Annotated in this window: 15 protein-coding genes; 11 read left to right on the plus strand and 4 right to left on the minus strand. The window is 63.3% G+C overall.

Translation table 11 applies throughout. The features are described 5' to 3' along the window. Positions 1 to 11 precede the first annotated feature (11 nt). From MWN76_RS16600 to MWN76_RS16620, 5 genes are all read left to right on the plus strand, one after another. On the plus strand, positions 12 to 2162 hold the full coding sequence (locus MWN76_RS16600) for a TonB-dependent siderophore receptor (RefSeq protein ID WP_250463340.1): 2151 nt from the start codon (positions 12 to 14) through the stop codon (positions 2160 to 2162). Positions 2163 to 2300: 138 nt separating this feature from the next. Further along, complete coding sequence (locus MWN76_RS16605) at positions 2301 to 2576, plus strand: DUF3649 domain-containing protein (protein WP_250463343.1); 276 nt, start codon at positions 2301 to 2303, stop codon at positions 2574 to 2576. Then, on the plus strand, positions 2573 to 4201 hold the full coding sequence (locus MWN76_RS16610) for a PepSY-associated TM helix domain-containing protein (protein ID WP_250463345.1): 1629 nt from the start codon (positions 2573 to 2575) through the stop codon (positions 4199 to 4201). The genes MWN76_RS16605 and MWN76_RS16610 overlap by 4 nt, the downstream gene beginning before the upstream one ends. Beyond that, positions 4198 to 4557: a DUF3325 domain-containing protein gene (locus tag MWN76_RS16615; RefSeq protein WP_250463348.1), complete on the plus strand. Its 360-nt coding sequence runs from the start codon at positions 4198 to 4200 to the stop codon at positions 4555 to 4557. Before MWN76_RS16610 ends, MWN76_RS16615 begins: the two co-directional genes overlap by 4 nt. Positions 4558 to 4847: 290 nt before the next feature. Next, complete coding sequence (locus MWN76_RS16620; RefSeq protein WP_250463351.1) at positions 4848 to 7670, plus strand: TonB-dependent receptor; 2823 nt, start codon at positions 4848 to 4850, stop codon at positions 7668 to 7670. Positions 7671 to 7843: 173 nt separating this feature from the next. Here the strand turns inward: MWN76_RS16620 and MWN76_RS16625 are convergent, their stop codons facing one another. The 3 genes from MWN76_RS16625 to MWN76_RS16635 form a co-directional block, all read right to left on the minus strand. Then, positions 7844 to 8797 (minus strand): ROK family protein, encoded by a 954-nt coding sequence (locus MWN76_RS16625; RefSeq protein ID WP_250463354.1) that lies wholly within the window; start codon positions 8795 to 8797, stop codon positions 7844 to 7846. 129 nt (positions 8798 to 8926) lie between these two features. Then, complete coding sequence (locus MWN76_RS16630) at positions 8927 to 11347, minus strand: glycoside hydrolase family 2 TIM barrel-domain containing protein (RefSeq protein WP_250463356.1); 2421 nt, start codon at positions 11345 to 11347, stop codon at positions 8927 to 8929. Between the two features lie 28 nt (positions 11348 to 11375). Further along, positions 11376 to 12200, minus strand: coding sequence for an SDR family NAD(P)-dependent oxidoreductase (locus MWN76_RS16635; protein ID WP_250463358.1), 825 nt, complete (start codon positions 12198 to 12200; stop codon positions 11376 to 11378). A 323-nt stretch (positions 12201 to 12523) separates the two neighbouring features. Here MWN76_RS16635 and MWN76_RS16640 point away from each other — a divergent pair, with 323 nt between their 5' ends. The 3 genes from MWN76_RS16640 (at position 12524) to MWN76_RS16650 (ending at position 19170) form a co-directional block, all read left to right on the plus strand. Beyond that, positions 12524 to 15244 carry a TonB-dependent receptor gene (locus MWN76_RS16640; protein WP_250463360.1) on the plus strand — a complete coding sequence of 907 codons (2721 nt, stop codon included), beginning with the start codon at positions 12524 to 12526 and terminating at the stop codon, positions 15242 to 15244. A 64-nt stretch (positions 15245 to 15308) separates the two neighbouring features. Further along, positions 15309 to 16445, plus strand: a complete 1137-nt coding sequence (locus MWN76_RS16645; protein WP_250463362.1) for a glycoside hydrolase family 53 protein — start codon at positions 15309 to 15311, stop codon at positions 16443 to 16445. Between the two features lie 328 nt (positions 16446 to 16773). Next, complete coding sequence (locus MWN76_RS16650) at positions 16774 to 19170, plus strand: glycoside hydrolase family 2 TIM barrel-domain containing protein (RefSeq protein WP_250463364.1); 2397 nt, start codon at positions 16774 to 16776, stop codon at positions 19168 to 19170. An 84-nt stretch (positions 19171 to 19254) separates the two neighbouring features. Here the strand turns inward: MWN76_RS16650 and MWN76_RS16655 are convergent, their stop codons facing one another. Further along, positions 19255 to 19965, minus strand: a complete 711-nt coding sequence (locus MWN76_RS16655) for a FadR/GntR family transcriptional regulator (RefSeq protein ID WP_250463366.1) — start codon at positions 19963 to 19965, stop codon at positions 19255 to 19257. 230 nt (positions 19966 to 20195) lie between these two features. Here MWN76_RS16655 and MWN76_RS16660 point away from each other — a divergent pair, with 230 nt between their 5' ends. Genes MWN76_RS16660 through MWN76_RS16670 form a run of 3 tightly spaced genes read left to right on the plus strand, consistent with a single transcriptional unit; the run spans position 20196 to position 23489 of the window. Beyond that, entirely contained in the window at positions 20196 to 21938 is a 1743-nt protein-coding gene (locus MWN76_RS16660; RefSeq protein WP_250463367.1) for an IlvD/Edd family dehydratase, read from the plus strand. After that, the gene (locus MWN76_RS16665) at positions 21938 to 22864 is read left to right on the plus strand and encodes a 2-dehydro-3-deoxygalactonokinase (protein WP_250463369.1); all 927 of its coding nucleotides are present in this window, start codon (positions 21938 to 21940) and stop codon (positions 22862 to 22864) included. The genes MWN76_RS16660 and MWN76_RS16665 overlap by 1 nt, the downstream gene beginning before the upstream one ends. After that, a complete protein-coding gene (locus tag MWN76_RS16670) occupies positions 22857 to 23489 on the plus strand; it encodes a 2-dehydro-3-deoxy-6-phosphogalactonate aldolase (RefSeq protein ID WP_250463371.1) in 633 nt (210 codons plus the stop codon). Before MWN76_RS16665 ends, MWN76_RS16670 begins: the two co-directional genes overlap by 8 nt. Positions 23490 to 23501: the final 12 nt, after the last annotated feature.

A 23501-nucleotide genomic window follows, 5' to 3' on the forward strand; every position in this document is an offset into this window, starting at 1 on the left:
GGGACTGCCGGATGGATACCACACACAACCCGACGCTTTTCACCCGCCGCGGGCTCGCCGCAGCCATCGCCTGCGCCGCCATCGCGCCGTTGAGCCACGGCCAGGACAGTGAAAACCGCGACGAATCGATCGAGGAGATCGTCGTCACCAGCCGCTACACCACCAACGACCGGCTGGATACCGCCACCGGCCTGGGCCTGACACTGTACGAGACACCCCAGTCCGTCAGCGTGGTCACCGCCCAGCGCATCAGCGACCAGGACCTGCACTCCCTGACCGATGTGGTGAACAACGCCGCCGGCGTGTCCGCCCGCGCCCAGGACAGCACCCGCCACACCTACTCCGCGCGCGGCTTTGCGATCAACAACTACCAGGTGGACGGCATTCCCATCTACTGGCAGGCCGGTGGCAACGCCGGCGAAACCCAGTCCGACATGAGCCTGTACGAGCGGGTGGAAATCGTGCGCGGCGCCACCGGCCTGCTGACCGGTGCCGGCAATCCGTCGGCCTCCATCAACCTGGTGCGCAAGCACGCCGACAGCCGGGAGTTCACCGGCTCGTTCGACGTCTCCGCCGGCCGCTGGAACACCTACGGCGCCACCGCCGATATCAGCACGCCGCTCAATGAATCCGGCTCCATCCGCGGCCGCTTCGTCAGCCATTATCGAGACGGCGAGTCCTTCCGCGACCTGGCCGAAGAGAATACAACCGTGTTCTACGGCGTGATCGACGCCGACCTGACGGAAAACACCCTGCTGCGCATCGGTGCCAGCCGCCAGGAAAACGAGCCCACCGCGTCCACCTGGGGCGGCCTGCCCACCTGGTATGCGGACGGCAGCCGCACCGACTGGGACCGCAGCAAAACCATCGCCGCGGACTGGACCACCTGGTCCTCCACCGTGGAGCACACCTACCTGGACCTGATACACGAATTCGGCGGCTGGAAGGCCAAGTTCAGCGTCAACAACAACGTCAACGCCTCCGACCAGAAATTGCTGTACCTGTCGGGAACGCCCGATGCGGAAACCGGCCTGGGCATGGGCGCATCGCCGCGCAACGCGGCCACCGAACGCGACCAGACCAGCGTCAGCTTCCAGTTAAGTGGCGCCTATACACTGCTGGACCGCGAACACGAGCTGACCTTCGGTTTGGTGGACCACGAAGACGACAGCTTCGCCACCTCGCGCACGCGCAGCAATATCGCCGAGGTAGGCAACTTCAACCAGTGGGACGGCAGTTATCCCGAAGCGACCTGGGGCGAGAACAACGTCGATATCGACCTGACCACCGAACAGTTCGGTGTCTACGCCGCGACCCGCCTCTCCATTACCGACGATTTCAAGGTGATTGCCGGCGGTCGTCTGGCCGACTGGGAACAGAGCGGTCTCAATTACGGTTCTCCGCGCAATTTCGGCGACGACGATGTATTCATCCCCTACACCGGCGCGCTCTACACCATCGACGACCAGCACACCGTCTACGCCAGCTATACGGAGATTTTCGAACCGCAGAACCTGCAGGACCGCAACGGCGACTTCCTCGATCCGCTCACCGGCGAGAGCACGGAACTGGGCCTGAAAAGCCTGTTCTTCGACGGCGCCCTGCAAACCACCGTGTCCGTGTTCGATATCCTGCAGGACAACCTGGGCCAGCCCGACGGCAACTTCCCGGTACCGGGTATCGAAAACAGCCAGGCCTACTACGCCGCCGAGGGCGCCAACAGCCAGGGCTACGAACTGGAAGTGGTGGGCGAACTGATGCCGGGCTGGGACCTGAGCTTCAGCTACACCAACTTCGACGCGGAAGATGCCGACGGCAACGCGGTCAATACCAACCAGCCCAGCGAACTGCTGAAACTCTTCACTACCTACCGCTTCTCCGGCGAGCTGGACGGCCTCACCCTGGCCGGCGGCGTCAACTGGCAGGGCCGCAACTACACCGATACCACCAATCCTGCTACCGGCCAACCGGAACGCCTGCAGCAGGATGCCTACAGCCTGGTGAGCCTGATGGCCCGCTACCAGTTTACCGAGCAGCTCTCGGGCCAGCTCAATGTGGACAACCTGCTGGACGAGGAATACTACAGCCAGATCGGTTTCTACAACCAGCTGGAGTACGGCGAACCGCGCAACTTCAACGCATCGTTGAACTACCGGTTCTGATCACGACATGGCCCCGCTCTACGGGGCTTTCGTCTTCCAGCTCCGGTTTCGCAGTTGATCAATTCAGGAAATGGGCACAGAGCCGGGTGCCCCCCTGAAATCGGAACTTTCTGTAACCACCAGTCGAGCGGTCACTCTATGGATTTACACGGTTGGCGCCTCGCCTCACTGATCGGCGCCGCGCTGCTGGGCGGCTACCTGCTGGCCTCCGCCGCGGGTATTTTTCTCGGCAGCACCCTGCCCGTGCCGCGCAGTGAGGCCACGCTGATCGGCCATCTCTCGAGCTTCGCCATCTACACCGGTGCCATCGTCTGGGTATTCCACCTGCGCCGGCCGGCTGTGGCCTGGCTGGTTCTGTCACTGGCCAGCGCCGCACTGGCACTGGCCGGGCTGGCACTGCGGGGATATGCATGACAACGCAAAACGCCTCGGCCGAAACGCCGGTCAAGGCCGGCTTCCGCCAGACCATGGCCTGGCTGCACACCTGGGCCGGACTGACCCTCGGCTGGCTGCTGTTCTTTATTTTCGCAACCGGCACCGCCGGTTATTTCGATACCGAGATCGACCGCTGGATGCAGCCGGAACTGCCGCCGGCACAGATCGAACGCGACGCCCACAAGACATCCGCGGTACTGCTGGAACAACTCCGGGCCAATGCGCCCGGCGCCGACCAGTGGCTGTTGGCCCTGCCCATCGACCGCCGGCAACCCTACGCGAGAATTTTCTGGCGCGGCGCGGATACCGGCGCCGGTGCCAGCGCAGAGCGGGACAACCGGCTCGTCGACCTGCACAGTGGCAAAACCCTGGAAGGGCGCGACACCGGCGGCGGCCTGCAGCTCTACCGGATGCACTGGCTGCTGCACTACATGTCGCGCAGCTACTCCGACTGGATCATCAGCTTCGCCACCCTGTTCATGTTTGTGGGGCTGGTGACCGGCGTCATCATTCACAAAAAGATCTTCAAGGACTTTTTCACCTTCCGCCCGAAAAAGGGACAGCGCTCCTGGCTGGACGCGCACAATGTACTCAGCGTGATCACCCTGCCCTTCCAGTTCATGATCACTTACTCCGGCCTGATTTTCATGGGCTTTTCGTTTATCCCCCTGATCGTCGCCGGCCAGTACGGCGCAGACGGGCGCGGGGATTTTTACAACGAAGTCTTCAGCCCACCGGGCCTGGTGGAAGAGGCCGGCGAGCCGGCGCCGCTCATCCCCCTGGCACCACTGATCGATGAGGCCGGGCGCCACTGGGGCGAAGGGCGTATCCGCAGCATCGATATTCGCCATCCCGGCGACAGCAATGCACGCGTCGTAATCTCCGAAGATGCCGCCGACTCCGTTGCCGCCGGTGCCGGGCGCCTGGTGTTCGACGGTGTCAGCGGCGCGCTGCTGCACAGTGCCCCGTCCGCCTCCTCTCCCGCCATGGGCGTGCGCGATGTATTTATCGGTCTGCACGAGGGACTGTTTGCACCGCCATTGATGCGCTGGCTGTACTTTCTCTCCGGCCTGCTGGGGGCCGGCATGGTGGCCACCGGCCTGGTGATCTGGGCCGTGAAACGCCGCCAACAGGCCGACCGGAAAAACGGCCGGGCGCCGCGCGGACTGCTGCTGGTGGAAAAACTCAATGTGGGCACCGTGGCCGGATTGCCGGTGGCCATCGCGGCCTACTTCTGGGCCAACCGGCTGCTGCCGGTGGCCATGCCCACCCGCGCGGCATGGGAAGCCCATGCGATGTTCCTCACCTGGCTGGCGCTGCTGGTCCACGCCGCCCTGCGCCCCCGCACACGCGCCTGGCGGGAACAGTTCGCGCTGGCCGCGTTGGCCTATGCCGCCATACCGCTGCTCAACGCCCTGACCACCGAACGCCACCTGGGCCAGAGCCTCGCCGCCGGTGACTGGGTTTTCGCCGGCTTCGACCTGACCGTGCTGGCGCTCGGTATCCTGTTCGGCTGGGCGGCCTGGCTTGCGGGCAGGAAACAGCCGGCTGCGGGAAGAACCGCCCCGGCCTATCCCGGCACCGCACTGGGAGATGCATCGTGACTGCCGTTCCGCTGCTGGCCCAGTGCCTGCTGTCACTGGCCGCCTTCTCCTGCCTGTGCCTGGCCACGCCGCGCAATGCCCGGCAACTCAGCCACCCGCGCTGGCGCGCGCCGCTGTACTGGGGCGGCTGGCTGTTGCTGGGCACCGCCGCGATTACCGCAGTGACTACCGGGGGCTGGGGCCCGGGCCTGGCGGCACTGTTCGGCGCCCTGACGCTGGCCGCATTTATCGTGATCGGTCTGGCGACCTATCGGCCGGGAGGGCTGGTTCACCTTCTGGTCGCAGGGATGATTGGCGGGGCCTGGCTGCTGGGCAAACTGCTGCTCAGCGCTGCAGCGCCGGATTTTCCCTACTGAACTCCAAATCCTGCAAGTAGGAGCCTGCCCGCAGGCGAACAGGAACGGAGCCCCAACCATTCCCCTGCGGGGCTGCTCCTACCCCTCCCCTTCTGCCTGCCTCTTATGGCGCAATTTTCATCACCACAACCGATACATTGACAAGCCTGCGGGATAGGCGTAATTGTATTATGTTAGCGCTACCAGCCTGTAGTGACTGACAACAATAAATAATCAGCGCCACAGGGGCGCTCCCGGAGCCGTACTGACGGGATCGCCGGCGCAGAAAGCAAGCGATGAGAGGAACAATAATGTTTATAAGAAACAGGCTCGCCCACGTGATTATCGCCTCGATGGCTTCGACGCTCGGCAGCCAGCAGCTGCTCGCACAGGAAGCGCCCGCCAGCGAAAGCGACAGCCCGTCCCTCGAGGAAATCCAGGTCACCGGCTACCGGGAAGCGCTGCTGAATTCCACCGCGGCCAAAAGAAACTCCGTCGGCTTCAAGGATGAGGTGTTCGCCGACGATATGGGCAAGATGCCCAGCCAGAACCTGGCCGAATCCCTGGCGCAGATCCCCGGGGTCAAGATCAGCCGCGCCGTGAGTGGCGAGGGCCAGCGCATCGCCGTGCGCGGCCTCGGACCCGCCTTTACCAAGATCGCGCTCAACGGCAATTCCATCGGCATCGCCTCCATGGGAAACATCAACCAAAGTGGCAACGGCGGCCAGCTTGCGGGCCGCGAGGTGGACTTGGATATCTTCCCCACTGAACTGTTCGGCAGCCTGACAGTGGAAAAGACGGCCACCGCGCGACAACTGGAGGGCGGCGTCACCGGCTATGTGAACATGCGCACCATGCGTGCCTCCGACCTGGGCGATGGCCACAACACCCGCTTCGCACTGGAGAGCGACTACCGCGCATCCAACGGCGAAACCAGCCCCAAAGGCGCCTTTACCTACAGCTTCAACAATGACCAGTTCGGCGCACTGGTTACCGTGGTCAGCAAGGATGCCAACCGCCATGTGGACGGCTATGAGACCGTAGGCAACAACGCCCAGTTCGGCTGCCTAATCACCGACCAACCCGGCAGCGTGGACTGTCGCGATCCGGGCACCAGCGCCACCTTCCGCTTTACCGATGTGGCCTCCGCCGACTACGCCGCCGCTCACGACGGCGTCAGCGAAGGCGATATCATCGACATCCACGACAGCGCCGGCCTCTCGGAGGCGCAGCTCAACAGCGTCGGCATGCCCTATATCGGCCGCGTAATGACGACCCAGGGGCAGAAGGAATCCCTGTCCTCGCTGCTGTCTTTCCAGTTCCGCCCCAACGACGATATGGAGGCATCGCTGGATATCGTCCACGCCGATTCCAAGGCCGATTTCGTGCGCACCGAGGTGATGCACTTCTATCGCCGCAACTACGACACGCCGTATATCCCCGGGGATTTCCAGCTGGTGGACAACGGCAACGGCAGCCGCCTGCAGAGCGGCACCTTCTACGGCAACCGCGCCTGGATCGGCTCGCGGGATTACGATGAGGACCTGAGCTACCTTTCGGTAATGCCCAGTTTCGACTGGCAGATCAGCGATACCTGGAAGCTGAACGTCTCGGCGAGCAAATCCGAATCCGAATTCGAGCGCGACAACCCCTACGGGCTTTTCTTCACCGGGGAAGGCACCATGACCTTCGTCGACGACGGCGACGTACCCACCATCGAACACACCGGTTTCGGCAACTTCCAGGATTACACCATGGCGGACGCGGACTATTTCCGTATCGGCCACGAGGACCGCGAAACCGAAACCCGCGGTTTTCACGCGGAGCTGGAGTGGGGTGAAAATGCCGATATCAACGGCATCATCTTCGGTATCGCCTCCGACGAGATATCGTCCGAGCACCGCTTCTATGATATTGGCTCAGACCTGAATGAATACCTGGCAGCCAACGGCGCCGGCGATGTCCGGGCGAACCTGGGCGACTATATCCGCTCCATCGATATGGGCGAAAACATCGACGGGTACAACGGTTTCGACCGCGTCGGCGACCTGGACTGGGACGCGTTCAAATCCGCCATCAACTACGCGGGCATGAACCTGCAGCCGGATACCGTTACCGAAATTTCCGAGGAGGTAACCGCCTTCTTCGTGGAAACCAACCTGGAAACGGAAGTCGCCGGGCATACGCTGCGCACCAACGGCGGTGTCCGCTACGTGGATACCGACCAGTACGTGGCCACCGAGAGCGGCGCCACCAACGAGAGCTACGCCAAGATACTGCCTTCGCTGAGTGCGGTGCTGGATGCCAGCGAGGATATCAAGCTGCGTTTCAGTACCTCCCGCAGCCTGACCCGCGCCAACCCGGCGGACATGTTCCCCAACTCCGCCTGGGCCGGCTCCGGTATTGACTCGGTCAACACCGGCAACCCCAATCTGCAACCGTTCGAATCCACCAATATCGATATCGGCGGCGAGTGGTATTTCGATGAGCTGGGCTACGTGGGCCTGACCTACTTCACCAAGGATGTCACCGGCTTTACCGCCACCTCGACCATCCCGGTCAATTTTCAGGAACTGGACGAATGGGGTATCGACACCAGCGATCTCAGTCAGACCCAGAGAGACCAGCTCTCCATCTGCTCGCCGGACTGTATCGTCACCGTGAACACCACGGAAAATATCAACGGCGCCACCGAGGTAGACGGCTGGGAAGCCGTGTGGGTACAGCCACTGGATTTCCTGCTGCCCGGTCTCGGCTTCAATACCAGCGCCACCTTTATCGAGGCGGTCAACGAAAACGGCGATGAAATATCGGGCGTGTCGGATTCGTACAGCGGCACCGCCTACTACGAAAACGACGTCATGCAGGTACGGATGACTTACTACCACCAGCAGGGAGCGCACCAGTTCGACTCCTGGGGCGCACCGGTCACCGGCAGGGATCGCAGCCAGCTCGACCTGTCGGCCAGCTACCTGCTGCCCTACCTGCCGGACAACAACCTCAGCGTCACCTTCGACGCTTACAACCTGACCAACGAAACCATTTCCAGCTATATGGAGCTGGACAACAGCCAGACTTTCAACAGCTACTCCCCGGGTGCCACCTATACGCTGGGCATCCGCGGGAATTTCTAGTTCAAGTTTCGGCGTTGAAAAAAGCGGGGCGTTCGCAAAGAGCCGGTAGCCGCGAGCGGATTCTGTTTGCGGGCCCCGCCGACTGTAGGACTTGCCACAACGCGCCCGGAAAGCGGGCGGTTGTGGCTTCCTTGCTTTTTTATTTTGCTTTTTTAATAAGGGAGCGATGCGCTTCAACGATCGACCCGCTGGGACTCGCGGTGCTCCGCAAGCCTCCCGGCGGCGACCATTGCGCCCACTTCACCCGAGCGGCCGGCGAGGGACGGCGGCACGATAAAGCCCTCCGGCGAGACTTCCGACAGCGCGGTATAGCCATTCAGCAATTCCGCAAAGCGGCTGCGGATCATTGGAAACAGTTGCCGCCGGGCCATGACACCGCCGCCGAGAATGATCCGCTCCGGCGCGTAGCTCAGGGTCAGGTTCACACACAGGCCGGCGAGATACTCCGCCTGCAGTGCCCAGGCCGGGTGATCCGGCGGCAGCGATTCGCCCCTGCGGCCCCAGCGGGCCTCGATGGCCGGCCCCGAGGCCAACCCTTCCAGGCAATCACCGTGATAACGGCAGTTGCCGCCAAAGTGGCTGTCATCGACTGCGCGGGGCACCAGCATATGGCCGACTTCCGGGTGCATGGCGCCGTTAAGGGGCCTGCCGTCCGCCACCACCCCGGCGCCGATACCGGTGCCGATGGTCACATAGACGAAGTTCCGCAATCCCCGCGCGGCACCAAACGCGCCCTCCCCCAGTGCCGCACCGTTGACATCCGTATCGAATGCGATCGGCACGCCCAAAGCGCGGGAGAGGGTGCCCACCACATCGGTGTGGGACCAGTGGGGTTTGGGTGTGGTGGTGACATGGCCGTAAAATCCGGACGCCCTGTGCAGGTCCACAGGGCCGAAGCTGGCCATGCCGACTGCAGACAGGGCACCGTATTCGGCTTCGCCCTCGCGGAAAAAATCGATGACCCGCGCAAAGGTGTCTGCAGGCGTGGTGGTGGGAAAACTGCTTCTGGCCCAGGCTTCCCCCGGCGACGGCCCGATCACACAATTGAACCGGGTACCGCCGCCCTCGATGCCGCCGAGCAGGCGTTTTACCGGCAACGCAGCCGTAGCCGAATCCTTCCTGTTCATCGCATGAGTATCCTTGCAGCATACGCTTGGGCCAAAGCCGTTCATCGATACTATATTACGGTATTTCGGCGGGCAAGATCGCGGCCCGGAATACCAACCAGGGCCCTGACCCGTTTACAGCCAGCACCTTCAGTGCGACACCAGCCTCACAAACGCCTCCATGCCGTTGCCGGAAGAAACGCGGACAGTAATCTCGCCGGGCTGTTTGCGGCGCGAACGCACAACCGCCACCAGCCTGCCGTGATGGGTACTGTGGGACAGGTCCTGGAAACTCTCCCGCGATACCGGATTGCCGTTGCCGATACCGATCAAATCCGCCGGCCCGGAAACTTCGAACGAGAGTTTCCGGTCCAAATCCCGGAGATACACCGGCCGGCCGTTTTTGTCGCGGAGTTGCGCCGTCAGGTAGACCAGGTCCCGGCCGTCCGCGGAAAACTGCCCGCGGTCGGCGGTCAGCTCGATCGCCGCCGCGCCACTGGTCGTCGCCAGCACCCTTCGCTCCGCGGGAATATATTCCCCATCCACCTGCCGGTAACCGACCGCCACCAGCTCGCCCGGTTGGTAATTGACGGTAAAATGTCGCTGCCATTTATTGCCCTGCGCATTGTCCCGCACACCCAGGCTTCTGCCGTTCAGGAACAACTGCACCCGGTCGTAGACCGAGTAGATACGGACATCCAGCGGTTGCTGTTCGTGGCCCGGCCAGGTCCAGCTGGGGTGGATATCCGGGTGCACCCAGAAATCGTAGCGCTCCGGAGTGGCCGCGTCGCGGTAGCTGGGCTCCGGGCTCTGCACAAACAGCGACAGGCGGTTTTTGCCGGTCTGCCACAAGACGTCGCGGTAGTAGCCCAGCGGGCGCTTGTAGCCGAGCGCATCGATTTCGCCGCAGAAAGCCAGCTGCCAGGGATAGGACCCAATCCCCTGCCAGTCGGGCCCGTAGCCGCTCCAGCCGATGCCCGCATCGCCCAGGTAATCCCAGCCGGTCCAGACAAAGTCGCCGATCACGAACGGGTATTTCTCCACAGTGGACCAGTACTCGAACGCATCGCGGGGATAGGTTTCCGAGCCGTACATGATGCGCCGCGGGTTGCGCTTCCGGTCGCTGAGATAGTGGTCTTTCTCGTAGTTGTAGCCCACCACATCGAAACTGTTCAGGAAGGGATCGGCTTTTTTGCCGGAAGTGTTGGCGCCGATGGTGGTCGGGCGGGAGCTGTCCAGTGCGTGGACAAAGTCGACCAGCGCTTTTGCCGTATCCGCGCCCAGCGGCTCGTTCTGCTCCGGGATCTCGTTGCCCAGGCTCCACAGGATCACACTCGGGTGATTGAAGTCCCGCGCGATAAAGTTGCCCAGGTCGCGCCGCCAGTCGCGCTTGAAATGCGACGAGTAGTCGTTGTCGTGGTCCCATTTCCTGCGGTTCCAGGCATCGAAGGCCTCGTCGATCACCAGCAACCCGAGCCTGTCCGCCGCGTCCAGGAAGGCGCGGGACGGCGGGTTGTGGGAAGTGCGCACGGCGTTGTAGCCGGCCGCCAGGATCCGCTCCACCTTGCGCTCTTCCGCGCGGCCGTAGGCAGCGGCGCCCAGCATGTAGTTGTCGTGGTGCAGGTTCATCCCGCGCAGCAGCGTCGGCTCGCCGTTGATACTGAACCCGGTTTCGCTGTCGAAGCGGAGCTCGCGCACGCCGAACGATATCTCACTGCTACTGGAATTTTCACCGTAGGCGAGTTCCTGTTGCAGTCGATACCGGTAAGGTGAAGCCGGCGACCACAGGTTGGCCCGCGCCAGCGGGATATCCTGCTGCACCCGCTGCTCGCCGGCATCCAGGGTCAGTTTCCGCTCCGCCCGGGCCACGATTTTTCCGCTGGCGTCGATAACCCGGTAGCGCAGTGTCGCCCGCACTGGCCCCGGCGCGCGAACATCGAGGCCGGTATTCACGGCGATGCGGGCGGCATCGCCGCGGCGCGACGTGACAACCCGCGTGCCCCAGTGCTGGAAATCCACCGGATTCCGCACCAGCAGGGCAACCGGGCGGTAAATACCCGAACCCGAATACCAGCGGCTGTTGCGGCCGTTGTTGTCGACCCGCACGGCGAGGGTGTTGCGCCCGCCGAAGCGGATCTCCGGCGTCAGCTCCACGGCAAACGACATATAACCGTTGTGCTGGCCGCCGACGCGCACACCGTTCAGGTAGATCTCCGAGTTCAGGTAAATCCCGCCGAATTCCACCAGCAGGCGCTTGCCGGACAGGAACTCGGGCACGTAAAAGGATTTCCGGTACCAACCCACACCGGCGCGGGCATAGCCGGTATCGTAGGCGTCTTCGGAATCGGCGGAAAACGGCGACTCCCCCGGCGGGCTCTCGATGGACCAATCGTGGGGAATCTGTACCTCGCGCCAGGTCGAGGCATCGGCCTTTTGCAGTTCGATATCGCCGTAGTGAAACTGCCAGCCGAAGGCGAAGCCGTCCGCATCCGGCAGTTTCTCCGACGCCGCGCAACCGCTGCCGAGCAACAGGCAGGTGAAAAAGCAGTGGAGCAAAAGCGCTCTATTCATCGCCCATCTGGCCTTCATCCCCGATCCCTCAGACGCGGCCGCCGTCGACGATCAGTTGCTGGCCGGTAATTGCCCGCGATGCGCGCGAGGCCAGGAACAGCGCCGACTCCACCAGGTCTTCACCCTGGATGGCAAACTTCAGGCTCTGCTCGGCCAGGCACTCCGCCAGCGCTTCCTCAGTCACCCACAGGCGCTTCTGGCGCTCGGTCATGATCCAGCCGGGAATCAGCGCGTTGACGCGGATATTCTTCTCGCCGAGCTCCCGCGCCGCGGTGCGGGTGAGGCCGACAATGGCGGTCTTGGCGGTGACATAGGCCGGGTAGCCGGTCAGCGCCAGGTGCGAGGAGTTGGAGCCCACATTGATGATGCTGCCGGCACCGGCCCTGGCCATCTCCCGCGACGCCCACTGGATGGCGAAGAACTGCGGGCGCAGGTTGGTGTTCATCAGGTCGTCCCACTGCCCGGGGTTCAGGCTGTCGATGGTGTGGCGGGTGTCCCGCGCGGCGTTGTTGACCAGCACATCCAGGCCACCCAGTTCGCGCGCCGCTTCCGCCATGGCGGATTCCAGCGCGGCCAGGTCGCGGATATCGCAGGCGCTGAAATGCGGGCGCTGGCCGCCCTGGGCCTCGATCTCGTCGCACAGTTTCTGTGCCGGTGCCTCGCGCAGCGAGACGAAAGCGACCCGCGCCCCCTGCAGGGCGAAAGCCGCGGTCAGGTAGGCGCCGATACCCGAACCGCCGCCGGTGATAAAAACCTTTTTTCCCTCAAGATCGCGGTAGCGGGTGACCCCGGCCAACTCGCCGCTGGCGAAAACCGCATCGAAATCATCAATTTCCTGCTGATTTTGGGACATGTCTCATCTCTCTTTTTTTATGGATCTCAAATTCCGGCGTGCACAGTGATTGGCCGGCAGGCCGCCCCCACTCCCGGATTCCGCTGCGCTTCATCCGGGCTACTCCTGTCGATCCACAATCTCGAACGCCGAAACTTGAGCGTGGATTAACGGGTAACGCTCTGTGGCGCCCAAGGTAACTTATCGCAGGGCGCTTGAGAATAGTCATATTTATAATATATATTTATTCGAACGGCGCGGTAAAGCGGTAGCGACCCGGCCAACCCCGCCGTTCGCATCAAAATAAAACCGGGAAAAACAATAAACGGAACGAGAGAGAAAAGATGAAAACGACATACCCACAGACCGCCGTCAGCCAGGCGGCGCTGATGTTCGCCCTGGGTGTCGCCACACCCGCAGCCCTGGCGCAAGACGACCAGGGCGACGACGCCACCGCCAGTCTGGAAGAAATCACCGTCACCGGCAGCTACCAGTCCAGCCTGCGCTCGGCACTGGACCAGAAGCGCGATGCCAGTGGCATCATCGAGGCCATCTCCGCCGACGACATCGGCCAGCTGCCGGATATCTCCATTACCGAGAGCCTGGCGCGCCTGCCGGGCCTGGCCCAGGATCGCGACCGCGGCAACGGCAGCCAGATTTCCATCCGCGGCATGGGCGGCCAGCTGGGCTTCACCACCCTCAACGGCCGCGAAGTGGCGACGGTGGAGGAAGACCGCAATATCCGCTACGACCAGTTCCCGTCCGAGCTGATCAACGCCGCCCAGGTGTACAAGACACCGGAGGCCAGCCTGGCCGAGGGCGGCGTATCCGGCACCGTCAACCTGCAGACAGTCAAACCCCTCGACCACGATGAACGCGTGGTGTCCCTGAACCTGCGCGGTTCCCTGTACGAGCTGGCCAGCGGCATCGACGACGCCGACAACGACGGCATGGGCAGCCGCTACAGCGTCGCCTATATCGACCAGTTCAACGACAATACCCTGGGCGTGGCCGTGGGTCTCTCCGGGCAGAAGCAGCCCATCGGCACCCAGCGCGCGGAGCTCTGGAACTACGGCGACACCTTCCACAACACCCAGTGGAACGACGCCCGCGGCAAAAACTACAATGCGCCCTGGGGCGGCTCGGCACTGGTGCGCGGCGGGACCGACGAACGCCTCGGCAGCATGGCGGTGATCACCTGGGAACCCAGCGACAGCTTCAGCCTCAACTACGACTTCTTCTACTCGCGGCTGGATATCGACGAGGAGCAGCGCGGTTTCGATTTCCAGATCGATTCCGACTACGCCCGCCAGTGGGAGGTGTTCGATTCCACCCCGAGCCAGTACACCAATGTGGAAGACGGCTCCGAAGACCTGCTCAGCGGCCGCGTGGGCCTCAGCTCCCTGCGCAACCTCAACGAGCAGTTCACCCAGACCGACGAGCTGATGAGCCACGGTATCAACCTGGAGTGGAATACCGAGTCCTGGATTTTTTCCACCGATCTGTCCCAGTCTTCCGCCGATCGCAGCCGCCGCTGGATGACGGTGCGCACCGTCAACACTTCCGACGATCTCTACGGCACCTTTGGCGCGACCTCCGATGATCGCATGACCTTCGAGCTGGACCCGGGCATCAGCCTCACCGATCCCAGCCAGAACCTGGTCGACAATATCGAGGTGCGGCCGCTGGCCGAGGGCGAGGACGATATCGCCGCGCTGGCACTGAACGCCGAATACCTGATCGACGGCAGCGTCTTCTCGTCCTTCGCTTTCGGCACCCGCTATTCCGAGCGGGAAAAATCCCTGGACGCGCAGATCTGGCAGCAGTACGTCAGCGACAATGCCGGCGAGGCCATCCCCAGCGAACTGATCGAAGAGGCCGGCGCCGACGACTACTGGAACGGCCTGCCCCAGTACCTGACCCTCGACCGCCAGGGAATCATCGACCATTACTTCGGTGGCCTCGCCAACCCGGATGTGGGCGACAACGACGACCTGCTGGCCAGCTGGAAAGTCACCGAGGACATCACCGCTGCCTACGCCCAGTTGAATATCGACTCGGAAGTGTCCGGCATACCGGTGTCCGGCAACCTGGGCCTGCGTTGGGTGCGCACCGATACCGGTACCCACGGCCACCGGGTGACGCCGGAAATCTGGTACGAGGAGGGCGGCGAGTGGTACTCGATTCCCGCCCAGGCGCAGCCGGTCCGCACCAAAAACCGCTACACCGACGTGCTGCCCAGCCTGAACCTGAACTTCGGTATCACCGAGGACAGCCAGGTGCGCTTTGCCCTCGCCAAGACCATCGCCCGCGCGCCGCTGGATTTCCTCAGCCCGGCACTGGACCTGGGCCAGGACCAGTGGGGAGCCAACCCGGGGGAATCCGGCTCCGGCAATCCCTACCTGGAACCCTTCCGCGCGGACCAGGCGGACCTCACCTACGAGTGGTATTTCGCCGACGACAGCAGCCTGGCAACCACCCTGTTCTACAAGGACATGGAATCCTATATCGCCCGCGCCGCCGGTGCCGACACCGTCGAGTACGAAGGCACCGAGTACAGCGTTTCCATGCCGGTCAACGGCAGCGGCGGTTATATCCGCGGCTACGAGCTGATGTACCAGCAGCCGCTGAGCTTCCTGCCCGGCTTCCTGGACGGCCTCGGCGTCTACGCCAACTACGCCTATACCGAGTCCAATATCGAACAGGGCACACCGCTCTACGCCACGCCCTTCGGCCTCACCGGCCTGTCGGAACACGTGGGCACCGCCACCCTGTGGTACTACCGCAACGGTTTCGAGAGCCGCTTTTCCTACAGCTACCGCAGTGACTTCCAGCGCGACGTCAACCGCGTGCAGGGCGAGGAGGGGGTCAACGCGGCCGAGGGCTATGTGGACCTGAGCCTGTCCTACGAGGCCACCGAAAACGTCAAGCTGATGTTCCAGGTGCAGAACCTCACCGACGAGCCCTACAAGGTCTACGGCCTGGAATCCAACAACGAGGCCCACGTCAACAAGTACGAGGAGTTCGGCCGCCGCTTCACCTTCGGCGTCAACTGGAAACTGTAATTTCCACCGCCGGCCGGGATGGTTCCCGGCCGGCTTCCCCTATTGCAGCAACAACGAAAAACCCATGCGCAAACAGATTTTTCCCCCGCTGCCGGGCCTGGTACTGCCGCTGGCCGCCTGCCTGTCCGCCCACGCCGAACAGGCGCCGGTTTTCTATACCGGTGCCGATCTCTCCTACGTCAACGAAATGGAAGACTGCGGTGCCAGCTTCCGCACAAACGGTGCGAAAGCGGACCCGTTCCGGATTTTTGCCGACGCCGGCGCCAACCTGGTGCGGGTGCGCCTCTGGCACAATCCGGACTGGACCGACTACTCCGGCTTCGACGACGCGGCAAAAACCCTCCGCCGCGCCAAACGGGCCGGCCTGCCCGTACTGCTGGATTTCCACTACTCCGATACCTGGGCCGATCCCGACAAGCAGTATGTGCCGGCCGCCTGGAAACATCTGCTCGGGGACACGCCGGCACTCGGGGACGCCCTCTACGACTATACCTTCCGCACCCTGGAGGCGCTGCAGCGCCGGGACCTGGTGCCGGAGATGGTGCAGGTGGGCAACGAGACCAACAGCGAAATACTGCAGGCCCGGGAAAGCATGCAGAGCGAGTCCATCGACTGGGCCCGCAACAGCGCGCTGCTGGATCGCGGCCTGCAGGCGGTGGCGGATTTCAACCGCAAGTACGACAGGCATGTGCAACGTATGCTGCATATCGCACAGCCGGAAAACGCCCTGAACTGGTTTCCCGAAGCCGACCGGCACCTGCAGCAGGATTACGAACTGATCGGTCTCAGCTACTACGGCAAGTGGTCCGAGTACGGTGTCGACTCCCTGGGCGATGCCATCGCGCAGCTGCGTCAACGCTTCGACAAAGAAGTGATGGTAGTGGAAACCGCCTACCCCTGGACGCTGCAGAATTTCGACAGCGCCGGCAACCTGCTGGGAGAAGACAGTTTGCTGCCCGGCTACCCGGCCACACCGGAGGGGCAGCGACGCTATCTCGACGACCTGGCGGACACGGTAAAAAATGCCGGCGGCGCGGGCGTCGTCTATTGGGAGCCCGCCTGGGTCAGCACCGAGTGCAAGACCCGCTGGGGCACCGGCTCCCACTGGGAGAACGCGGGCATGTTCGATCCGGCCAACGGCAATGATACGCTGCCGGCCATGGAGTTTTTCTCGCGCGACAAAACCGGGCGCACACCCTAAAGCCGATCAGTTAAACAGCTGAAGGCTTGGAAGACGAAATTGCACCGGGTTTCGGTTGGTTTCGGGGCGGCCCTGCTACCGGGTGCAGCCTTGCGAGACACGGGCTAGGCGCCCCCCCGTATATACATCCCTGTAGGCTTGTCTGCGAGGTCCCTCTCGCAGACAGTCTCGCAAGGCTGCACCCGGCATCAGGGCCTTTGCGGCGACAATGTGGCTTAACTGACTGACATTAGGAACACGCCCGCGCAAGAGTCGGTTGCGGGCAACCCCGAAACCTGGGTCGACCGGGATATCCATACCGTAGCGACAATAATATTGAGAGAAAAAAATGAAGCATTACACACTGAAAGGCGGCGCGCTCGCCGGCATGCTGTTCCTGGCCGCCTGCGGCCAGTCCGGACCGGAAGCGGTAGCGACAGGCGCGGGGGCAGGCGCAGGTGAGGAGACCAGTGAAAATATCCAGGCCGTCGGCCAGCGGCAGAAACTGAACCGCGACTGGCAATTTATCCGCTCGGACAAACCCCTGACCCGGGAGCAGGCGCTGCAGTCCGGCGACTGGCAATCCATCAGCCTGCCCCACACCCCGCGCATCGAGCCGCGCATCGTCAACGACCAGTGGCAGGGCGACGCCTGGTACCGGCGCGACCTGCCCTATCGCAGTGAATGGGATGGCAAGCGGGTTTATATCGATTTCGAGGGCGCCATGAACGCCGCCGGGATCTGGCTGAACGGGGAAAAGATCGGCAGCCACCTGGGTGGCTACCTGCCCTTCAGCCTGGACCTGACCGATCACCTGCAGGCAGGCGACAACCAGCTGCTGGTGCGCCTGGACAACCGCGACAACCCCGTCACCGGCCCCAAGCCGATGGCGACGCTGGACTTCAATATGTACGGCGGCCTCTACCGTAACGTCTGGCTGCGCGCGGAAAACCCACTGCATATCACCGACCCGGTCAACGCCGGCGAAGTCGCCTCCGGCGGTATTTTCGTGCGCTACCCGCAGGTTTCCCGCGAGGCGGCACAGATCCAGGTGCAGACGCACCTCGACAACGGCGACGGCGTGCAATCGCTGCGCGTGGAGCACCGGCTGTTGGACGGCGACGATGTCGTGGCCCGCTCCGAGCAGCAATGGAGCGGTGCCGGGGAGCAGACGGTCACCGACTGGCAGACCTTTGCCGTCGCGCAACCGAAACTCTGGTCGCCGTCCTCGCCGAATCTCTACCGGCTGCAGACCCGGGTGCTCGCCGGCGGGCAACTGATGGATGAGGAAAACACCCGCATCGGTATCCGCGAGTTCCGCCTGCGCGATGGCGAACTCTATATCAACGGCGAGAAAACCTTCCTGCGCGGCGTCAACCGCCACCAGGAATATCCGTATGTGGGCTACGCCCTGTCCGACGCCGCCCAGTACCGGGACGCAGCGCGGATCAAGGCGGCCGGCTTCGACTATGTGCGCCTGTCCCACTACCCGCACTCGAAAGCCTTTATGCGCGCCGCCGATGAACTGGGGCTGGTGCTGCTGGATGCGATTCTCGGCTGGCAGTATTTCAACGATACGCCCGAGTTCCGGGACCATGTGGTGCAGACCTGCCGCGACCTGGTGCGCCGCGACCGCAACCACCCGTCGGTGCTGGCCTGGGAGTGCTCCCTGAACGAGTCGGCGATGCCGAAGCCGTTTATCGACCGGTTGCACACCGCCGTGCACGAGGAATTCCCCGGCGACAATGTCTGGTCCGCCGGCTGGATGCCCTACGGTTACGATATCTACCTGCAGGCGCGCCAGCACCGGCTGGAACATTACGAGGAGCCCGACAAGCCCTATATCGTTTCCGAATACGGCGACTGGGAGTACTACGCCATGAACGCCGGCCTGAACCAGGACAGCTGGGGCGACCTGCTGCAGGCGGACCGCTCCAGCCGCCAGCTACTCGGCGACGGCGAGAAGCGCCTGCAACAGCAGGCCCTGAACGTCATGGAAGCCCACGACGACAACTTCAATACCCCCGCCTTCGCCGACGGCTACTGGGTGATGTTCGACTACAACCGCGGCTACGCCGACGACCTGGAGGCCTCGGGGCTGATGAGCCTCGAGCGGCTGCCGAAATTCAGTTATTACTTCTACCAGAGCCAGCGCGATGCCGACGATTTCGCCGGGCCGCTGGCCGGCGGCTATATGGTGCATATCGCCAGTCACTGGCAACCGGGTTCCAGCCCCGCTTTCTATGTATTCAGCAACGCCGACGAAGTGGAGATACGACTGAACGGCAAGCCGCTCGAACGCACCGCACCCAACTCACGCTTCACCAACCTCAAACACCCGCCCTTCCGTTTCGACCTGGGCGAATTTGCCCCCGGGACCCTGGAAGCCGTGGCTTTTGCCGGCGGCGAGGAAGTGGCGAGGCATCAACTGGTAACCGCAGGCGAAGCGACACAGATCGAACTGGAAGTGGACACGGCCGGTGAGGCACCGGTGGCGGGCGAAAAGGATCTGCTGTTTGTGCACGCGCGGCTGCTCGACAGAGACGGCAACCGCACTCACATCAACGGGACTGCAATCGACTTCAAGGTATCGGGAGACGCGACACTGGTATCGCCCGCCAGCCTCGACAGCGAAGACGGTGTCGCCAGTGCCCTGGTCCGCCTGGGCAGCGATCTGGAAAGCGTGCACCTGAGTGCGAACGCACCACAACTGGCAGGCGCGGAAACCGCACTGGTAACCAACTGAACGGTGTTTGTTTGCGGCGGGCGGAAAAAAACCGGCGGAACGACTCCCGCCGGTTTTCTGGCGGGCCCGATTATGCCGGAGGGATCAGGCGCTCGAGGCAATCCTGTTTTCGATCAGCGCAAGCGCCTCCTCCACCAGGCCGCGCATCAGCGAGCGCGCCTGCTTCGCCCTGCCCTTGCGGATCGCGTCGTACACCCTGGTATGCTCCGTGACGCTGGCCATGGCCACCCCCTTCAATTTATTGGTGTGGCGGATACTCGCGCGCAGCGCGGTGGCGCTGAACGGGCGCAACTGGACGAAAAAACGGTTTTTACTGGCCAACAGGATGGCCCCGTGAAAGGCGATATCGGATTCCAGCGGATCGTCCAGGCCATCTTCCGCATCCGCCATGCGCTGCAGCGCTTCGCCGATCAGCGCAACCTCGGGGGAACCGGAATGGCCGGCGGCCAGGGCGGCCGCCTCCGGCTCGATGGCCAGGCGCATCTGGATGAAATCCCGCAACAGCTCCAGGCTCGGGCGGCTGGCGAGAATCCAGCCGAGCACATCGGTATCGAACAGGTTCCACTGGGTATCCGGCAGGACACGGATCCCCTGGCGTGGTCGCGAAGACAACAACCCCTTGGCAGCGAGCGTCTTGACCGCCTCGCGGGTGGCACTGCGGGAAACATTGAACATCTCCGACAGCTCCGCCTCCGACGGCAGGGCTTTACCCGGCGAGTATTTGCCCTGCAGTATTCCCATTCCCAGCGTATGTGCCACCTGCTGGGTGAGATTGCGGTTGGCGTTTACTTCCATACAGCCTTTCCTCGGTCCTCGTCAGTGGGGTCTTTCAATAGGGCGAATCATATAGCGATACTCCCCCCGAGGCGACTACTTCTCCGGTTGCGGTCGCCGGCGGCCGGTGCCCCCGCAAACGGGAGGCTGCGGGCCTGTCGATGCTTGCCATGCCAATAAGACATATTTATCATATAAAAAATACAAAACGAGAAACCGCGCGGAAAACCCGTCGCAGTCGAGCCTGATTCATGAAGAAAAACGATCCCTCCAAAAACAGACAGCGCCGCAGCCAGCTGAGCTACGGCAAGCAGGACAAAGACGGTTTCATTCACCGCTCCTGGATGAAGGCCCAGGGCTACCCCGACCACTGCTTCGACGGCCGCCCGATCATCGGCCTCTGCAATACCTGGTCTGAAATCACCCCCTGCAACTCCGGCCTGCGCGAGCTGGCAGAATACGTCAAGCGCGGCATCTGGGAGGCCGGCGGCGTGCCGCTGGAATTCCCGGTCACCAGCCTCGGTGAAACCCAGATGCGCCCCACCGCCATGCTGTTCCGCAACCTGCTGGCAATGGACGTGGAGGAATCCATCCGCGGCAATCCCATCGACGGCGTGGTGCTGCTGGGCGGTTGCGACAAAACCACGCCGGGGCAGTTGATGGGCGCGGCCAGCGTCAACCTGCCGACCCTGGTGGTCTCCTCCGGGGCCATGCTGAACGGCAAGTTCCGCGGCCGCGATATCGGCTCCGGCACCGATGTGTGGAAATTCTCCGAGGCGGTGCGCGCCGGCGAAATGAGCCAGGAAGACTTTATCGCCGCCGAGGGGGCCATGTCCCGTTCCCGCGGTGTGTGCATGACCATGGGCACCGCGTCCACGGTTTCCAACCTGACCGAGGCCATGGGCCTGTGCCTGCCGTACAACGGCTCGCTGCCGGCGGTGGATGCCCGCCGCCAGGCGATGGCGCATATGAGCGGTCGCGCGATAGTGCGCTTGGTGGAAGAGGATATCCGTCTCAAGGATATCGTCAGCCGGGATTCCCTGATCAACGCTATCAAGGTCAACGCCGCGCTGGGCGGCTCCACCAATTCGGTCATGCACCTGCTGGCGCTGGCCGGGCGCCTGGAAATCGCGCTGGAACTGGAGGACTTCGACCGCTACAGCCGCGACCTGCCACTGATCGCCGACCTGATGCCGTCCGGCCGTTTCCTGATGGAAGACTACCACTACGCCGGCGGCCTGCCGGCGGTGATGAAAAAGATCGCCCCGCACCTGGCACTCGACGCCGCCACCGTCAGCGGCAAGACCCTGGGCGAACAGATCGAGCCCGCGGAGTGCTACAACGACGAAGTGATCCGCGACCTGGACAACCCGGTGCGCGACAACTCCGGCATCTGGGTACTGCGCGGCAACCTCTGCCCCCAGGGCGCCATCATCAAACCCAACGCGGCCAGCCCGGAACTGCTCAAGCACACCGGGCGCGCGGTGGTGTTCGAGAATATCGAGGACTACCACGCACGCAAGGACCTGCCGGAACTGGATATCGACGAACACTGCATCATGGTGCTCAAGGGCTGCGGCCCCAAGGGCTATCCGGGTATGCCGGAAGTCGGCAATATGGCGCTGCCGAAAAAACTGCTGGAAAAAGGCGTCAAGGATATGCTGCGCATTTCCGATGCGCGCATGAGCGGCACCGCCTTCGGCTCGGTGATCCTGCACGTGGCACCGGAGGCCCAGGCCGGCGGACCGCTGGCGGTAGTGCGCAACGGCGACCTGATCGAATTCGACGGCGAGGCGCGCAGCCTGAACCTGAAGATCCCCGACGGGGAACTGCACGCGCGGCTCGCGGAATGGCAGGCCAACAAACCGGAATCCCCCTATCAGCGCGGTTACGCCAGGCTCTATATCGATACAGTGCTGCAGGCCGACCGGGGCGCCGACCTGGATTTCCTGGTGGGAGGCTCCGGCGATGAAGTTTCCCGGGAGTCCCACTGATGTCCGCGATAACTGGAAACAGCGGCGGCCTGCTGGCGGTGGACTGGGGCACCAGCAGTTTTCGCCTGTCGGTGCTTGATGCGGCGGGCAATGTGCAGCAGCAAAGCCATTCCGATCGCGGTGTGGCGCAGATGCCGCGGGAGCAACTGCTGCCCTACCTGTGCGGGGAAATTGCCGCGCTGCCGGAAAATGCACGCTTACTGCCGGTCATTATCTGCGGTATGGCCGGCTCCACCATCGGCCTGCAGGAAGTCCCCTACCACCGCTGCCCGGTGGATCCACAGCAGCTGGCCGACGCCCTGGCGCGGCTGGACAGCGCGGAACTGAATGCCTCCATCGTACCCGGTCTCTGCGCTCGCAACGGGCGAGGCGAACTGGAAGTCATGCGCGGCGAGGAGACACAGATCGCCGGCTGGCTGGCGCAGGCGAGCGAGGCGGAACTTGGATCCAGCTGGCTGTGCCTGCCCGGCACCCACAGCAAATGGGTCGAAATCAAACAGGGCCGCGTGCAGGGCTTCCGCACCGCCATGACCGGCGAGCTATACGCACTGCTGGGCAAGCACAGCGTGCTGGTGCAGGGAGAACAGGAATTTTCCGTCGAGGCCTTTGCCGCGGGACGCGCCGCCGCGGACGACAACCTCAGTGTCGACCTTTTCACCGCGCGCACAAGAGTGCTCGACCAACGCCTCCTCCCCCAACACTCCGCCGCCTACCTTTCCGGCCTGCTGATCGGCGCCGAGATTCGCGCACAGCGCGACGCCCTGGATAGCGTTGCCGGAGTACACCTGATCGGCGACCGGCGTATCACCGACCTGTACCAACGGGCACTGGCCGGCGAAGATATCGAGAGCCACCGGCACGACGGCGCCGAACTGGCATTGAAAGGCCTGTGGCAACTCTACCTGCGGAGTAACAGCAATGACTGAACAACCGATAGCAACCTACCCGCCGATGGTCGCCATCCTGCGCGGCGTCACCCCGGAAGAAATCATTCCGGTGGCCGAGGCGGTTTACCGGGGCGGCTTCCGCTATATCGAGGTGCCACTCAACTCCCCGCAGCCACTGGAGAGTATTGCCCGACTGGTGGAACACTTCGGCGATCGCGCCTGCTGCGGCGCCGGTACCGTAACCGGCGAACAGCAGGTGGAAGAACTGGCGGCCGTCGGTGCGCAACTGATCGTCTCCCCCAACTGCGATCCACTGGTGATTCGCAGCAGCCTCAAGCGCGGCATGGTATCCATGCCCGGCGTACTGAGCCCCACCGAGGCCTTTTCGGCCATCGCCGCCGGCGCCAGCTTCCTGAAACTCTTCCCCGCCGCCAGCCAGGGGCCCGATTATGTCAAGAACCTGAAAGCCGTTCTGCCCCGGCACATTCGCCTGCTGGCAGTGGGCGGCATCAACCTGGACAACATGGCGGAATTTTTCCGCGCCGGAATCGAAGGATTCGGCATCGGCGGCGACCTCTACAAACCCGGGCGCGCGGTCGATGATGTCTCCAAACTGGCCGGGGCCTATATGGAAAAATTCGCGGAGCTGCACAGCGACGGATAAACGTTAAAAAAT

Source organism: Microbulbifer litoralis (assembly GCF_023634065.1).
GTDB classification, from domain to species: domain Bacteria; phylum Pseudomonadota; class Gammaproteobacteria; order Pseudomonadales; family Cellvibrionaceae; genus Microbulbifer; species Microbulbifer litoralis.

Excerpts from the sequence above, each read along its gene's own strand:
- MWN76_RS16665 (WP_250463369.1), top strand. The coding sequence starts at position 21,938 with ATGTCCGCGATAACTGGAAACAGCGGCGGCCTGCTGGCGGTGGACTGG.
- MWN76_RS16610 (WP_250463345.1), top strand. The coding sequence starts at position 2,573 with ATGACAACGCAAAACGCCTCGGCCGAAACGCCGGTCAAGGCCGGCTTC.
- MWN76_RS16620 (WP_250463351.1), top strand. The coding sequence starts at position 4,848 with ATGTTTATAAGAAACAGGCTCGCCCACGTGATTATCGCCTCGATGGCT.
- MWN76_RS16630 (WP_250463356.1), bottom strand. The coding sequence starts at position 11,347 with ATGAATAGAGCGCTTTTGCTCCACTGCTTTTTCACCTGCCTGTTGCTC.
- MWN76_RS16645 (WP_250463362.1), top strand. The coding sequence starts at position 15,309 with ATGCGCAAACAGATTTTTCCCCCGCTGCCGGGCCTGGTACTGCCGCTG.
- MWN76_RS16625 (WP_250463354.1), bottom strand. The coding sequence starts at position 8,797 with ATGAACAGGAAGGATTCGGCTACGGCTGCGTTGCCGGTAAAACGCCTG.
- MWN76_RS16605 (WP_250463343.1), top strand. The coding sequence starts at position 2,301 with ATGGATTTACACGGTTGGCGCCTCGCCTCACTGATCGGCGCCGCGCTG.
- MWN76_RS16600 (WP_250463340.1), top strand. The coding sequence starts at position 12 with ATGGATACCACACACAACCCGACGCTTTTCACCCGCCGCGGGCTCGCC.
- MWN76_RS16635 (WP_250463358.1), bottom strand. The coding sequence starts at position 12,200 with ATGTCCCAAAATCAGCAGGAAATTGATGATTTCGATGCGGTTTTCGCC.
- MWN76_RS16640 (WP_250463360.1), top strand. The coding sequence starts at position 12,524 with ATGAAAACGACATACCCACAGACCGCCGTCAGCCAGGCGGCGCTGATG.
- MWN76_RS16670 (WP_250463371.1), top strand. The coding sequence starts at position 22,857 with ATGACTGAACAACCGATAGCAACCTACCCGCCGATGGTCGCCATCCTG.
- MWN76_RS16655 (WP_250463366.1), bottom strand. The coding sequence starts at position 19,965 with ATGGAAGTAAACGCCAACCGCAATCTCACCCAGCAGGTGGCACATACG.
- MWN76_RS16650 (WP_250463364.1), top strand. The coding sequence starts at position 16,774 with ATGAAGCATTACACACTGAAAGGCGGCGCGCTCGCCGGCATGCTGTTC.
- MWN76_RS16660 (WP_250463367.1), top strand. The coding sequence starts at position 20,196 with ATGAAGAAAAACGATCCCTCCAAAAACAGACAGCGCCGCAGCCAGCTG.